We start from the raw sequence: 447 nt of genomic DNA on the forward strand, positions 1-447 counted from the left end.
GCAACGCACGGGGCGGCGCGCCTGCGCCCCTCGCGTGGGTTCTTGGGGGTATCTGGCGCGCGCCGCGGCTTGCGCGGCGTTCGGCCATGAGGTCTGCGCGAGATAGCGCTCGCGCTGCGCGACACGCCATGCGCGGGGACTCGCGCCGAACTCCGCGCGAAACGCCGCGTTGAAGTTCGACAGATCGTTGAAGCCGCTCGCGAGCGCAACATCGACGATCTTCGCTTCGTCGTCGGCGGCAAGACGCAGGGCGGCGGCGCGCAATCGCGCGCGCAGCAGGTATTGATGCGGCGTCACGCCGGCCACCGCCGAGAAGGTGCGCAGAAAATAGAACTCGCTCACGCCCGCCGCGCTCGCGAGGCTGGCGAGCGTATGCGCATCGTCGGGCGTTTCGTCGATCAGCCGCAGCGTCGCAACCACACGTGCCGCCGCCGCAGCGCCCGGCGT

1 protein-coding gene is annotated in these 447 nt (G+C 70.9%); it reads right to left on the bottom strand.

Going from position 1 to position 447, the window contains the following annotated elements:
• Nucleotides 1-447, bottom strand: a 447-nt coding sequence (locus tag AB4Y36_RS40480) for a helix-turn-helix domain-containing protein (protein WP_368685940.1), incomplete at both ends; no start/stop codon positions are given.

The organism is Paraburkholderia sp. BR10936, assembly GCF_040965735.1.
GTDB classification, from domain to species: Bacteria; Pseudomonadota; Gammaproteobacteria; order Burkholderiales; family Burkholderiaceae; genus Paraburkholderia; species Paraburkholderia nodosa_A.